Origin of the sequence: Loktanella sp. M215, from assembly GCF_021735925.1 — a bacterium.
Lineage (GTDB): Bacteria > Pseudomonadota > Alphaproteobacteria > Rhodobacterales > Rhodobacteraceae > Loktanella.
This window is the reverse complement of sequence record NZ_WMEA01000001.1, coordinates 487,595-502,760: the sequence shown is the minus strand read 5'-3', so window position 1 is coordinate 502,760 and position 15,166 is coordinate 487,595. Positions and strand designations below refer to the sequence as shown.

At 62.4% G+C, this 15,166-nt stretch carries 7 protein-coding genes; 3 read left to right on the top strand and 4 right to left on the bottom strand.

The window, feature by feature from the left end; all coding sequences use genetic code 11:
* Window positions 1-64: 64 nt before the first annotated feature.
* The gene (locus GLR48_RS02450; protein ID WP_237058366.1) at window positions 65-7,645 is read right to left on the bottom strand and encodes a peroxidase family protein; all 7,581 of its coding nucleotides are present in this window, start codon (window positions 7,643-7,645) and stop codon (window positions 65-67) included.
* 361 nt (window positions 7,646-8,006) lie between these two features.
* Here GLR48_RS02450 and GLR48_RS02445 point away from each other — a divergent pair, with 361 nt between their 5' ends.
* Window positions 8,007-9,356: a sensor histidine kinase gene (locus GLR48_RS02445; RefSeq protein ID WP_237058364.1), complete on the top strand. Its 1,350-nt coding sequence runs from the start codon at window positions 8,007-8,009 to the stop codon at window positions 9,354-9,356.
* Here GLR48_RS02445 and GLR48_RS02440 read toward each other — a convergent pair.
* From GLR48_RS02440 to GLR48_RS02430, 3 genes are all read right to left on the bottom strand, one after another.
* Window positions 9,337-10,014: a response regulator transcription factor gene (locus GLR48_RS02440; RefSeq protein WP_237058363.1), complete on the bottom strand. Its 678-nt coding sequence runs from the start codon at window positions 10,012-10,014 to the stop codon at window positions 9,337-9,339. The two genes, GLR48_RS02445 and GLR48_RS02440, sit on opposite strands and share 20 nt — an antisense overlap.
* A gap of 223 nt (window positions 10,015-10,237) precedes the next feature.
* Window positions 10,238-10,774 carry a DUF3859 domain-containing protein gene (locus GLR48_RS02435; RefSeq protein WP_237058362.1) on the bottom strand — a complete coding sequence of 179 codons (537 nt, stop codon included), beginning with the start codon at window positions 10,772-10,774 and terminating at the stop codon, window positions 10,238-10,240.
* 60 nt (window positions 10,775-10,834) lie between these two features.
* On the bottom strand, window positions 10,835-12,433 hold the full coding sequence (locus GLR48_RS02430; protein WP_237058361.1) for a phosphoenolpyruvate carboxykinase: 1,599 nt from the start codon (window positions 12,431-12,433) through the stop codon (window positions 10,835-10,837).
* A 294-nt stretch (window positions 12,434-12,727) separates the two neighbouring features.
* Here GLR48_RS02430 and GLR48_RS02425 point away from each other — a divergent pair, with 294 nt between their 5' ends.
* Both GLR48_RS02425 and GLR48_RS02420 read left to right on the top strand, forming a co-directional pair.
* Window positions 12,728-13,429, top strand: a complete 702-nt coding sequence (locus tag GLR48_RS02425; RefSeq protein WP_237058360.1) for a response regulator transcription factor — start codon at window positions 12,728-12,730, stop codon at window positions 13,427-13,429.
* Between the two features lie 2 nt (window positions 13,430-13,431).
* Complete coding sequence (locus tag GLR48_RS02420; protein ID WP_237058359.1) at window positions 13,432-15,165, top strand: sensor histidine kinase; 1,734 nt, start codon at window positions 13,432-13,434, stop codon at window positions 15,163-15,165.
* The last annotated feature ends 1 nt before the right edge of the window (window position 15,166 follow it).

Sequence of the window (15,166 nt, the reverse complement as noted above, 5' to 3'; positions counted from 1 at the left end):
CCTCAGGTGATGTGACTGACGTGTAGGGCCCCGGGCGGCGTGACGCCGCCCGGGGCCTGCGGGATCACAGGCTGAAGTCGCCCGCGGTCAGGTGATGCGATCCGCGGATCGCGATGGTGAAGTCGGCCTCTGCGTCATCGTCCGCCGTGCCCTGCACCAAGGTGAAGGTCTGGCCGTCGCGCACCTCCTCCGAGATCAGGAGTTGCCCCGCACCGGTCAGCGCGCCGCTGGTGATGGTGAAGGCCTGATCCCCGGCCTGTCCGGCCATCGCGTCGATCTGCGACAGATCGATGGTGTCGCCGGGCTGGAAACTCGACAATGTGTCGCCGTCCGCCGCCGCCGCACTGGTAAAGCGGAAGATATCCATGCCCGCCCCGCCGTCGATCACGTTGACGGCCGTGCTTGCGGTGATGACATCGTCGCCGGACCCGGTCACGACATTCTCGATGTCGTAAAGGATATCGGTCCCGGTCCAGCCGCTGTAGGCACTGCCGCGGCTGTTGCCGTCGGTCCCCAGATCGACCGTGACGGCCAGCTTGATCGCCGCCATGTCCAGCGTGTCCGACCCGCTGTCACCCCCCAAACCGTCGCCATGATAGATGTCATCGCCGTCGCTATAAGTCGCCACGAAGGTATCGTCGCCGGCCCCGCCGAAGACCAGATCCGTTCCGGCCCCGCCGGTGACGTAATCCGCCCCGTCGCCGGCAAAGATCCGGTCACTCCCGCCGTCGCCAAAGACCATGTCCGCCCCAGCACCCGTGATGATGTTGTCATCGCCGCCGCCGCCAAACACATGATCCGCCCCGGTCTCGGTCACCAGAGTCTCGGAGGCGTCGGTGCCGGTGAGGATCATCGGATCGGCGTCGGGAGCGGCAGGGGGACTGCTGTCGTCGCCCGTGCCCTGGACGTTGCCCTGATCCCCACCCTGATCTGCCTCGTGGCCGGTCTCGGTGTCATCCTCGTACTCATCCTGGTCGTCATTTCCGGTCTCTGGCTGCACCGGGCCGTCGCCAGCCGGGCGCATGATGACGTCCTGTGGACGTACCGGCCCCATGACGCTGTCGTTGCCGCCCTGCGTGTCGAACACGATGCGATGCGCCGAGGTGAGCCCGCTGATGTCCACGGTGTCATGCGCCTCCGACCCGTTCACGTGGATCGTGTTGTAGGCCAGACTGGTGGCACCGAATTCACCCGCGACGACGATGGTGTCGCCGGTCGTGCCCGGGATGGTCGTGGTGCCCTGACCCAGACCGACATTTGCCGCCAGATTCGTCGTGTTGAGCACGATCTCCTCGATGTTGTCGAGTTCGGCGATGATCTGGCCGTCGCGGACGACGACGATCTCTGTCCCGGCATAGAGCGGGCTGAACCCAAGGCCAGCGGCGACCGTGGAGGTCAGGATTTGGTAGGTCTCGGCGGTGCCGTTGCCGTTGATCGTGAAGGTATCGGTGCCATCGCCGCCATCGAAGAAATCGTGGCCGTCGGTCGCGACGGCATTCGGGCTATTCGCGAACCAGACCATGGAGTCGTCGCCGGCCCCGGCGAAGATCAGGTCGTTGCCACGGTTGCCGTTCAGTACATCCGCAGCAGCCGTACCGACCAAGATGTCATCGACGTTGGCGCCCGTGATGATGTTCCCTGGCTGGAAGATGACGCTGACGCGGGCCGACTGGCCGTCTGTCACGTGGTAGCGGAAGGCGTTGGTGCCGCCCTCGATGTCAGTCACGCTGATCAGGCCATCCGTCGGTCCCGCGGTGGTGAGGCCGTTGGCGTTGTAGGTGTCGGTGACCACGATCGGATCGCCGTCGCGATCGGTGTCGTTGGCGGTCAGCGCCCAGGTCGGGACGTCGAAGCTGGCGTCTCCGGCAACGATGCGGTCGTTGTTCAGGACAGGTGGAAAGTTCACCCCAAGCAGCTCCTGCAGGGACAGGGGGCCATCGGCGAACCGGAAGGTCTCGACGCTGACGACCAGGTCGGTTCCGTCCGTCGCCGCCCGGGTCAGGGCGGGGTCGGTGCTGGCCGTGCCGTTGTCCGTCAGCCGGACGCCGACGATTCTGTCGTAATCGGCAACGCGGTCCACCACTTCGTTGCCATTGATATCGACGGCCACCACGCTGTAATCCTCGAAGTTGCCCGAGAACTGGACGCTGTCGTTGCTGGTATCCAGCATCTTCAGGGGATTGCTTGCCAGATCATTGCCCAGATCGCCGACCTCGTTGGCGGCGCTGCCAAGGATCAGGTTCTTGAACTGTGCCGACCGCAGCATCTCGGTGAAATGCAGGGCATAGAGGCCCGCGGTTGCGGTCCCGTTCAGCAAACCGCCGATCAGGCTGGCGTCTGCGGCGACCCGGTGGTTGGCGCCGATCAGACTATAGGCGGTGTTGTAGGCGTCGGCCACGAAGCTGCCGTCAACCATCTTGCCGTAGGCCCCGATCAGCGCATCCAGACGGATTGCGCCGCCGATGATGACGTCGTTGCCGCCACGCTCGGCCAGAATGGCCTCCTGTGCGCCGTTCAGGCGGGCTGCGACATCGGCCTCGAAGGCGTCGGCACCCCCGGCACCGATCAGCCAGTTGTCCGTCACATCGCCCATGATGGTGTCGCTGGCCTGCGTGCCGATGATGCCGTCGATCTCGATCATGGTCGGCAGGACCTGGTTCTGGTCGATCAGGATCAGCGGATTGTTCTGGGCGTTCAGGTTCACTTCCAGCTGGAAGGCGGTGGTATTGTCCGACAGGTCGATCAGGTCGAAGCCGGCGTCGACCTCGTTGGTGTTGGCGAAACCGCCGACCACCTCGTCCGGGCCAAAGACGGCGTTGCCGGTGTTGCCGCCGCCTGCGTTGGCGGATCCTGCGGGGATGCCGGGGCGCAGGATGTCGTCGCCTTCCTGACCGAACAGGATGTCCTTGTCGTTGCCGCCGATCAGCAGGTCGTCACCGGCGTTGCCGTAGATGTTGTCCTGCTCGTCGCCGCCGTCCACGATGTCCGACCCGTCGCCGCCAAAGATGAAGGGGTCGGTATCGGCACCGCCATAGATCGCGTCGTCGCCGCCGTTGCCATAGATCTTGTCGATGCCGACGCCGCCATAGATCTTGTCGTCGCCCGCGCCGCCGATCAGCTGGTCGAACCCGCCGACCGATGTGCCGGAGTCGCCGCCATAGATGATGTCGTCGCCTTCACCACCGTCGACCACGTCGGGCGCATCGTCACCGTACAGGATGTCGTTGCCTGCGCCGCCATAGATCCGGTCGCCGCCGCCGCCGCCATAGACGATGTCGTTGCCGCCATCGGCATAGCCCGTATCGTCACCAAAACCGAGGTAGATCAGGTCGGCGCTGTCGGTTCCGGCCAGCACCTCGTTGGAATTGATGCCGGACGTGGGCGTCCCGTCCGTGTTCAGCGCGTCGGGCGCAAGGTCCGGACGCTGGTCGAGGATGTAAGAGATGCCGTTGATGACAACCACCTGTCCGCTGCCGGCCATGGAGGCGCCGCCATTGGTGTAGATGCCGATCGAGGCGCCCGGATGGTCGTCATTGTAGGCCGCGATGATGTCGCCGTACTTGTGCTGATCCGCAGGATTGCCGGCCACGTCGTAGTAGGCGATGGCCGGGTCGAAGTGCCCACCGACACCGACCAGCGGCGTGTTCGCGTGATCGCCGTTCGGACCGTAAAGGTTCACGGTCGCCAGACCGTTCGCATCGACCGGGATCGGGCGGGTCGCGGTATAGGCGACACCCTGTGCGTCGTAGTAGGTCGCCGCCGGATCGAAGACACCGCCCGGCACATCCGCCGTCAGGCTGACCTGATCCAGCAGCACCTGATTGGATCCGGCGCCGGGGCTGGTATTGGTGATCTCGATTGTCAGGGTATAACCCGTATACATCGGAAGGACCGGACCGGTGCTCAGTGACGTCACGGCCCAATGGCCGTCCATAGGCACTGCCAGCGGGATGCTGGACAGTTCGATCGTCTCGGTGCCGTTCGAGGCGAACAGGCGCATGATGCCGCCGCCGAAGATCGTGTCGTTGCGGTCGCCGATATTCACGTTCAGCGTGTAGCTCGTGCCGCCCCGCACCACGACGCCGGTGTCTTGGGACACCGAACCGCCGTTCTGCAGGTAGGCCACGTTGTTGCCCTGATGGCCCGCCGGGTCAATCGTGCCGGCAGGATAGTAGACGCCACCGCCGCCGGTCAGGGTCCAGCCCGCGATCGGCTGGGCCGCGTTCTCGGTGGTGTAACCGCCAAGCGCCTGCACGTCGGCCTCGAAAGAGGCGTTGACCAGGCTCACCTCGATTGTCCGGTCACCGCCCGACATCCAGACCAGCGGGTCGGCCACCGCACCGGCGCCGTCCGCGTCATAGAGTCGTTCCGTCGCGACTTGCGCGTCGCTCAGCTCGTAGTAGTTGTCGGAATAGCCGAAGATGTTGCCGTTCAGGTGGGTCGTGCCAGTATTGCGCTCGACCATGTCCTTGAACTGTTCGTTGATGATTTCGTCACCGAACTGCGTCCCGGCCAGACGATAGAGGTAGTAGAACCGGTCCCCGTCCATCAGGCGCTGGATCTGATCGACGAAGACGACGTTGAACGTCTCGCCCAGCAGACCGCCCGAGATATGCGCCTCGGCCAAACCGCCGATCCACATGTCGATGGCGTTGAAATCCGTGTTGCCGCCATTGAGGAAGTTCAGGGCGGCGACGTCGCCCGTAGCGGCGTTGTCGAGGATCGCCTGCGCAGAGGGAATGTCTCCGTCAAAGCTGTAGGCCGCGATGAAGTTCACCAGCGACGAGCTGTGATAGAGGTTCTGCCCGAAGTCGTTCCAGCTGGTATAGACGGTCAGGTCCAGCAGCGCGCGGGTCTGGTTCAGGGTCGGCAGGCCGACGTCACGGCCCCGCGCGATGTTGATCGCGGCAAGGTCCATCGGAAGACCCAGCAGACCCTGCTGCAGGGCGGGGGTGACGAATTCGTCGATGTCGTTCATTACCTGACGGGTCATGCCCATCACCAGCGAGGCCGCGCCGACCTGTTCGTACAGCGCTGGGTTGAGGAACGCCTGTTCCAGCGCGTAGCTCATGATGCGGCCGGTCATGTCACCGCTCGGGTCGATCGTGTCGATGGTCTCGCGCAGGGTGGAATGGCCGAAGCGGAAGGCGCCCTGCGAATAGGCCATGTTGATCGTGGCGTCGATATCCGTGGAATAGGCCGAAAACTCGGGGATGTCGGGCGACACCGCACGGGCGTACTGGTCGACCGCCGTGTGCTGGTATTCCATCTCGACCACCAGCTTGACGCCCTGGAACATGCGTTCCTGATCCCAGGACACGTGGCCCGCCGCATCGGTGTAGCTGCCCGTCGCGTCGATGGTCGCGCCGTCGCGTCCCAGAACGATGCTGTGCCCCATGGGCAGGTCGCCCGTGACGGTGCCATCGGCCACGACGTAGTAGTTGTTGTCGTCGTCGCGCGCCAGAATGCCATCGGTGGCGACCCAGATGTTCGTCGGCGCCGCGTCACCGTCGTCGGCGGATTCGATAAGGGCGTTGGCGGCAGAGACGGTGCCGACCGCTACGTCCGTCTTTACGCCCACCTGCCAGTCGTTCAGGATCGAATGGTCGCCCGCTGTCCCGTTCAGCGCATCCTGCTGGAACAGCGCGATTTCCAGGTTCTGGGTCTGGTAGTCATGCTCCATGTGAAAGATGTGGTGGATCGAGGTCAGCGCCACGTTCTCGTTCACGCGGCCGTCGCCAGCAACGTAGTGGTCGCCAACCGCGGCCATCATGACCTCTCCGACCGCCGCTGCGGCATCGGCAGACATGGCCGGGAACATGGCGTTCCCCACGATGTCGAAGGTTCCAAAGTTGATCCACGGGTAGAGGGCAGAGATGCCGGTCAGGACAACTTCCGATGCCCCCATCATGCCGGCGGGAATGGTCAGGCTGATGACGCCGTTGGCGTCCATGCCGAAGGACCAGCCCGTTACTGACCCCACATTGTAGGAGTCGACCTCGGCCGACAGCACGTCGATGACCGCCTGCGCGTCGATGACCGCCTGCGCGTCGCCACCGAGCGCAGCCAGCAGATGCGCCCCGTCGACACGCGGATTCATGTCCAGCAACAGGCCATGGCCGCTGCCCCCCGGCTGAACACCGGCCATGCTCGGGTCGGTATCGGCCAGCTGTCCGGCCGCATCGCGCTGGCGCAGGTCCAGAACGTCGGCCCATGTCAGGTCCTCGCGACCGGTTGCATGGACATGGGCGCGCAGTTCGTTGAGGGTCGGCAGGGTGGATGTCGTCTCGGTGCCGAAGCCATCGACCCATTTCACCGTGTGATCGCCGTCCAGCAGACGTGCGCCGGGGATGTAATGGCCGGGGTCGTTCGGGTCTTCGACCCATTCGCGCAGGATCTGTGTGATCTGCTCGACGCTGCCATAGGTCTGGCTTTGGTCGATATAGGGCGAGGTGTGGTTCTGATAGAGCGGCACGCCGTTCGCATCGAGATGATCGACGTTGGCGCGCGAGATGGTGATGGACGTGGTGGGACGGCCATCCTGACCGATCACGCCATAAAGCGGATCGTCCGTCAGCAGCGGAATGGTGATCTTGGTGCCGGACGCCCCTTTGCCGATGAAATCCAGACCGTGGTCGAAGAACTGGCCGAAGACGGCAAAGAAACCGTTGGTCGGGGCCACGCCGGGGTTCTGGCTTTCAAGGAAGAATTCGCCATTGTTCGCATTCTGACGGTCCGGCACGCCAATCTCGCCCAGAATACCGTAGGGGTTCATGCTGATGTCGATCAGCGTGTCGCCGTTGGACAACGCCGAGACGTCGATGTTGTGCATTGTGATCAGGTCAAGCTGGTCAACCGCCTCTTGCAGGAAGGGCACATCGATGCTGAGGCCGATGTGGCCGACCTGACCCGCCGCAGATACGCCCAGCGCCTGCATCAGCAGGCCATAGGCATAAAGCCCCGCATCATAGGTGCCTACGATGTTGGGCTGGGTGTTCACGATCGCCGTGCCCTCGACCAGCTTGGTCACGTCGATGCTGTTAACGTCAATCAGGGCGCGGTAGGCGGCGTCGGTGGCATAGGCGGTCGGATCCCAGTGAACGATGTGGTCGTCGGTGTCCAGCAACAGGCGGACACCGCCGGTCATGATCGTTTGCGTGATCATGCGGGGCGTGTAGTCCGTGACGTTGTCCATGATGACGGTCGTGCCGTCGCCACTGATCGTGTAGTTCGGCGCCTCCGCCGACAGATAGTTGCCCGTCGTGTAGTGACCGTAGCCAAGATCGCTCGCCGCACCCACGTTCAGGAACGGCACATCCGTCGCGCCCCAGTATTCATTGCCCACATGCAGGTTGTTGGCCACGCCGGCCACATCGCGCACGCCTGCGGCGTCGGCCACGGAATAATAGGAATGACCATATTTCGCGATGGCCAGAGCGGGGTCGAGCGGCGTGACCAGCGGATCGAACAGGAGGGTCTCCGGCGCGCCGGCGGCACCGGCCGAGGTCGCATAGATCGCGGTGTCGCCACCCCAGTTCATGATCAGATTACCGGCCGCATCGAAAAGCGGCGTCAGGTTCACTTGATCCAGAAGGAACGTGATGTCGCCGATGTTCAGCACGAAGGGTTTCAGTTCGACAGTCATGGCAAGCCTCCCCAGGCAGGTCTTTTGATGGCGGCCGCTGCCGGAATTGGCAGGCCGTAATGAATTTTTGCGGTTACTGGGTAAGCGTCGTGCGAAGTTCGGGCGGGGATTAATCCTTCCTTAACTTTCGCCGCGTAAATCAAATCTGTAAAAAAACCGTACCCTGAGAGTTGCGCGACACGACCCGGCACAACAGACGAATTGGTTCAGTCGTTTTTCAGCAGTTCGACAGGGTCTTTCAGCCTTTCGTCAGTCCCCGCGGCGCCACCAAGGTTCAATAAAGTATTAACCTTTGGTTTAATCCCGATAGACTTGATCCCCGTTGCCCCTACAGTCGACGCATACGGCGCGGAGGTATGGTATGTCGCTGAAACAAAAGTTTCTTCTGACAGCACTTCTGTCGATCGTGATCATCGTCGTCGGTCTCGGCTCGCTCGTCTCCACCAGCGTTTCGGCCTACCTGCTTGATCATACCAAGGTCTCGACCGCCTTCTACATGACCACCTTTCTTGAACCGAACGTGCAAAGCATGGCCGGTGGTCAGCCATTGTCGCAGCAGGACCGCGCGGCGCTCGACACGGTCATGAACAATCCGACGCTCCGGAGGCACGTTCTGTCGATCAAGATCTGGGACCCGACGGGCACGATCGTTCACGCCACCAACGGCGAACTGGTCGGACAGAACTTTGGAACCGACGATCTCGTCGTGCCTTTGACCGGCCAGCCCGCCGCCTATTTCGACAACCTCTCTGACGAAGAGAATGTGTTCGAGCGGGAATTCCAGGGTCCGATCTTCGAGATCTACGTCCCGCTGCGCAGCAGGGCCGACGGATCCATCATCGCCGTCGGGGAATTCTACGAAGACGCGACGCGGATACGCACCGAACTGTTCGCCCTGTTGCGGGGCGACTGGGTGGTCTTGACGGTGTGCGGGCTGGCGATCTTTGCGGGCCTCTTTGCCGTCTTCCGCCAAGGCAGCCGCACCATCGAATCGCAGAAGGCCGCCATTTTGCGCATTCAGGAAGAGCGTGAAGCGCTGCAGGCGGATACAGCACAGCTGCGGGCCGGACTGGAAACGGCGCGGGGGCAATTGGAAGACATGGACAAGGAGGTCAGCCGGCGGATCGGCCAGGAACTGCATGACGGTCCGGTGCAGATGCTGGGTTACCTCAGCCTTGCCCTGGACAATCTGGCGGTGGTGGGACGCCGCGGCGATGCCAGATCAGACGATGTCGACGATATGCAGGCGACCACGGACCGCATCCAGGTCGAGCTGCGCAAGATTTCCAACAGGTTGCTGGCGTCCGGCTGCGGACAGCCGGCGGCATTGTCCGATGTCGTCGCCGCCTACGCGCAGCGCAGCAAGGCCGACGTCGTGACGGATGGTCTGCAATTGACGGACCTTCTGCGCCTGCCGGCGCAGCGCGGCGTGTCGCGGATCGTGGAAGAGGCGTTGAACAACGGCTTTCGTCACGCGGCCGCGCGCGGGCAATCCGTGACCGCGGGCCTGTCCGACGGCAGGCTGGTGATCGAAGTCGCGGATCACGGGCCCGGTCTGCCGCCGGACGATGTGTTGGCCGACAAGGTGGCGGCCAACCATCACGGTCTTTCGGGGATGCAGGATCAGGCGCGGCGGATCGGCGCGCGGCTGGAACTGGACACGCCGGCCGACGGCGGCTGCATCGTGCGGATCAGTGTGCCAGTCCTTTAGCGAAGTCGCCCGACTCCGATGTCCGTTTCTGGTATTCCCGGACGGCACCGACGCGGTTCTTCACCCCAAGCTTCTGCATCGCACTCGACATATAGAACTTGACGGTCTGCTCGCTCAGCTTCAGCTGGCTCGCAACCTCGCGGTTGGTCAGGCCGTTTTGAACCTCGCGGATCACCTGCTCTTCGCGGTAGGACAGGTCGGTGGTCTGATGGCTCTTGCGCGACTGAGCGTTCGCGGCCGTCACCAGACGCATCGCGAATTCGGGCGAGACATAGGTCCGGCGTTCAAGGATGCCGTGCAACGCCTGCAACAGGTCGTCACCCTTGATCCCTTTCAGGATGTATCCTTCAGCGCCAAGCGACAGGGCCGCCATGGCCTTCAATGGATCGTCGCAGGACGTCAGGATGACACAAAACGTCTTCGGGGCGCGCTCCTTGATCTTGCGCAGGGCATCGATCGTGTTGCCGGGCAACCCGAGATCAAGAAGAACGAGGTCCGGAAGGTGTGTCAGTACACTGCTGACGGCATCGTCAGCGGTCTCGCCTTCGAAGACGACAGAGTATTGCATTGATCGCGACAGAACGGCTGATAGACCTTCACGGAACAAGGCGTGATCGTCTACAATCCCCACGGTCGATATTTTGGAAGCGACTGCCATAGGCTACAGTTCTCCAATGTGCTTAATTTTTAATATCGAATCGGCAAGAAGGCGCTTAATGAATCTTATAATAGGCGATTAAATGCTGATTTTGATTGAGAAGTCAATTTTTTCTTAACCTTTAGGGAGATGTGTTTTCTGACCTGATCGGCGCATGGCCGCAGTTGCGCGGACGGACAGGGCAGACGACACAGCGACGCCTCTGCCCGTGGGACCCTTGCCGTCAGGACAGCAGGTCTTCGAATCCGCAAATCCGCGCAAGTTCGGGCACGGTGCCGGGTGCGACCACCTCGAAGGTGGTGCGAAACAGGATGTCGCCATCTTTCGATGCCTCCATCTGCCATTCCCCCTGCACCAGCTCGTAGGCGAAATCGAACTGATAGAAGGTCAACGACGGTTCCGTCCCGTCAATGCGGGTCTGAAACGTCTGGCTGGTGATTCCGTCCTTGCCCATGGGCGGGTGCGTCACGGTCATCGTGACATCCTGCAGGCCGAACAGGTCGGCGGTCATGCTCTTGGCACCGAACCCGATGCCAATGACTGCCGGAACGCCATTGGACTTCGAGACGAAAGGCGGCTCTTCCTCGATCAGGTGAGTCGTTCCCGCAAGGGTGCCGGGTGCCTCGGATTCGCCGACAGAGGGGGGCGGGCAGATCACGCCCGTTTCCAGCGATGCGATCGCCGGGCTGGTCATCGTGGCCCCCTGCGCCACAAGCGCTGCGGGACACGACATGAGGCAAAGAAAAAGGGTCAGGCGCATGGCCTGACCCTATCGTCGTTACGCTGGCGAGGGCAGTGGTAAAATGCCGCCCGGCCTTGGTCAGCCGATCGCCGCGGCTTTCACATCGTCGTCGATGTAGGGCACGTATTTCGCAAAGTTGTCAGAGAACATGTGCACCAGCTTGCGCGCCTGCGCGTCATACGCCTCTGGAGAGGACCACGTCAGGCGCGGGTTCAGCAGCGTGTCATCGACGCCCTCGACATGAACCGGCACGTCGAAACCGAAGTTCGGGTCCTTGCGGAAGGTCGATTCAGCGAGGCTGCCGTCCAGTGCGGCGGTCAACAAGGCGCGGGTCGCCTTGATCGGCATCCGCGACCCGGTGCCATAGGCGCCGCCGGTCCAGCCGGTGTTCACCAGCCAGCACGTCGCGCCGTGGGATGCGATCTTCTCCTGCAGCAGCTTGCCATAGACCTCTGGCCGGCGCGGCATGAAGGGCGCACCGAAACAGGTGGAAAAGGTCGGCTCCGGCTCGGTCACGCCACGCTCGGTGCCGGCCACCTTGGACGTGAAGCCGGACAGGAAGTGATACATCGCCTGCGCCGGGGTCAGACGGCTGATCGGCGGCAGCACACCGAAGGCGTCGCAGGTCAGCATGATGATGTTCTTCGGATGCCCGCCCAGCGACGTGTCAGACGCGTTCGAGATATAGTCGAGCGGATAGGCGCAGCGCATGTTCGCCGTCAGGCTGGCGTCGTCGAAATCGAGCTCCAGCGTCTCGGGGTCATGCACCATGTTCTCGATCACCGTATGCGGCATCGTGCAGGTGGCATAGATTTCGGGTTCCGCCTCGGCGCGCAGGTTGATCGTCTTGGCGTAGCAGCCGCCTTCAAAGTTGAAGATGCCGCGGTCGGACCAGCCGTGTTCGTCGTCACCGATCAGCGTGCGCGACGGATCGGCGGACAGCGTCGTCTTGCCGGTGCCCGACAGGCCGAAAAAGACCGCCGTATCGACCGGGTTGCCGGTGGCGTGGTTGGCGGAACAGTGCATCGGCATGATGCCCTGTGCCGGCAGCAGGTAGTTCAGAAGCGTGAACACGGATTTCTTGTTCTCGCCGGCGTATTCCGTGCCGCCGATCAGGATGATCTTCTTGGCAAAGTTCAGCGCGATGACCGTCTCGCTCCGGCAGCCGTGGCGGGCCGGGTCGGCCTTGAAGCTCGGGACGTTGACGATGGTGAAATCAGGCACGAATTCCGCAAGTTCCGATTCCGCGGGGCGCCGCAGCAAGTGGCGGATGAACAGACCGTGCCACGCCAGTTCGGTCACGACGCGCACATCCAGACGGTACTTTGGGTCGGCGCCGCCGAACAGATCCTGAACGTAGGCGGTGCGGCCCTTCATGTGGTCCAGCATGTCGGCGTGCAGGACATCGAAATCCGCAGGATCCAGCGGCGGGTTGTTCTCCCACCAGATCGTGTCCTCGACATCAGGCGTGCGGACGACGAACTTGTCCTTGGGCGACCGGCCCGTATGCTTGCCCGTGGTGACAAGGAACGTGCCGCCCTTGCCATTGATGCCCTCGCCGTTGCCGACGGCGGCGGTCTGCAGGTCGGGGGCGGACTGATTATAATAGACAGCGCCCAGTCCTGTGATGCCTTGATCCTCAAGTTTCATCGCGGGGTTGACCGTTCCATGGTCCATGGGTGCGCTCCTTGGGTTGCGGCCGTTCCTGGCCTGCGCCCGTCTTAGCACCATGTTTTTCCGACGTAACAGCCCAGATTTGCGACGTTAGCGCAACCAGCGACATGTTAGCGCAATCAAACCGGGCTGCCGCGCACGATTGTGACCCATTAGCCATTCCTTCGGAAATTGTGGCGCAAATTAGGCACGGATCACTGGCTGATTCGCTTTAGAGGGTTGATTCGCTATGGCAAACCAACGAAAGATTTTTGAAAAAGCAGCTAATAACAACAATTGAGCAGTAGGGGAAAACCCATGTCTAAGATCGCACTGGTTGACGACGACAGGAATATTCTGACGTCCGTGTCGATGACTCTCGAAGCCGAAGGGTTCGAGGTCGAAACCTACAACGACGGGCAATCCGCCCTCGATGCCTTTAACAAGCGCATGCCGGACATGGCCGTGCTTGACATCAAGATGCCCCGCATGGACGGCATGGACCTGCTGCAGCGGCTGCGGCAGAAGACGTCGATGCCGGTCATCTTCCTGACGTCCAAGGACGACGAAATCGACGAGGTTCTGGGCCTGCGGATGGGGGCGGACGATTACGTCAAGAAGCCGTTCAGCCAGCGCCTGCTGGTGGAACGCATCCGCGCACTGCTGCGGCGTCAGGACGTCATCGGCGGCGAGGTCGTGGAAGAGACCGAGGAAAACAAGGTCATGGTCCGCGGCGATCTGACGATGGACCCGCTGCGTCATGCGGTGAAATGGAAAGGGACCGACGTCTCTCTGACCGTGACGGAATTCCTGCTGCTGCAGGCCCTGGCCCAGCGCCCGGGATTCGTGAAATCGCGCGATCAGCTGATGGACGTCGCCTACGACGACCAGATCTATGTCGACGACCGCACGATCGACAGCCACATCAAGAGGCTGCGCAAGAAGATGCGTCAGGCCGATGATGAGTTTTCGGCGATCGAGACGCTTTATGGTATCGGCTACCGGTACAACGAAGCCTGACCATGACCGACGCTGCCCGCCACATCGACGTCCGTGACCTGAATTCCGTGCGGCGGGCCGCACGGAATGAACCCGAACTGGTTCTGGGTGACGACTGGATCGCCCCGCAATCGGCGTCGGAGCGTGAAATGATGCGACAACGCAAGACGCGGCGGCTGGTCAATCTGCGGTCGTCGCCGATCGCGCGCAAGATCATCACCTTCAATCTGCTGGCAATGATCCTGCTGGTCGCTGGAGTCCTCTACCTGAACCCGTCGCGCGACAATCTTGCCTATCAGCGGGCCAACGGTCTGGTAAACGAGGCCGAATTGATCGCCGACGTGCTGGAGGCGCGGATGCCGCTGACGGTGCCTGTCGATCTGGTCAGCGGTGACGGGATCGACGTGGCCAGAACACTGGCCAACATGGACCTGCGCGGCGGCATCGACGTCAGTATCTACAGCCCGTCGGGGCAGATCGTGGCGACGGCAACGGGAAAGGGCGGCCCTGTCGTCCCGGACAATTCGCGTCTGGATCAGGGGACGACCGTGATAACCGACGCATTGTCGCGGCTCTGGGCCGGATTGCGTGGCCTGATCTCTGCCGAGGTGCCGACGATCGACGCGCCGCGCGACCTGACACCCGACGCCGTGGCCAGTGTGATCGCGAACGGGGCGAACGTGCGTGCGATCCAGACCGCGCAAGGCACGAATTTTATCGTATCGACCCCGATCGAACAGGGCGGCCGCGCCGTCGGCGTGGTGTCGATTTCCAGCGCGGCAGGCGAACTCGATGCCCTGGTCAGCCGCGAACGCGAACAGGTGCTGCGCCTGTTTCTGGTCAGCATGGCCGTCAGCGTGATCCTGAGCCTTGTTCTGGCGTCGACCATTGCCAATCCCTTGGCCGATCTGGCTGCGGCTGCCGAAATGGGCCGTGACAAGAACGCCCGCAAGATGTCACCGACGCGCGTGCGCATTCCCGATCTGACCGGGCGTCCGGACGAAATCGGCAGGCTATCTGGCGCGCTGCGCGGAATGGTGCAGGCCCTTTACGAACGGATCGAAGGCAACGAACAATTTGCGGCCGACGTCGCGCACGAGATCAAGAACCCGCTGGCGTCCCTGCGTTCTGCTGTCGGTTCGTTGCGGATCGTGAAGAAGGAAGACCACCGCGAAAAGCTGCTGGAGGTCATCGAACACGACGTGCGGCGGCTGGACCGGCTGGTCAGCGACATCTCGAACGCCTCGCGGCTCGATTCGGAACTGGTCAAGGAAGAGGAAGAGACGTTCGACCTGCTCAAGATGCTGGGCAACCTCAACGAATTCCTTGCACGAGAAGCCGAAGTGAAGGGCGTGGAATATATCTCTGACCTGCCCGACCAACCCTTGATGGTTCAGGGATTGGAAGGGCGTCTGGCGCAGGTTTTCGTCAACCTCATCACCAACGCAATTTCGTTCTGCGACGAGGGCGACGCGATCCGGGTCTGGGCGCGCCGCCGTGAAAACCGCATCCTCGTGGTGGTCGAAGATACCGGGCCGGGCATTCCGGACGGCGCCTTGGTAAAGATCTTCAAACGGTTCTACTCAGAAAGACCGGAGGGTCAGTTCGGCAACAATTCCGGCTTGGGTCTGGCGATCAGCAAACAGATCATCGAGGCGCATGGCGGGGTGATCTGGGCCGAAAATATCAGACCGACCGAAGCCGACATCACATCGGAGCCGCTGGGCGCCCGGTTTGTCGTGGGTCTGCCGGTCTAAG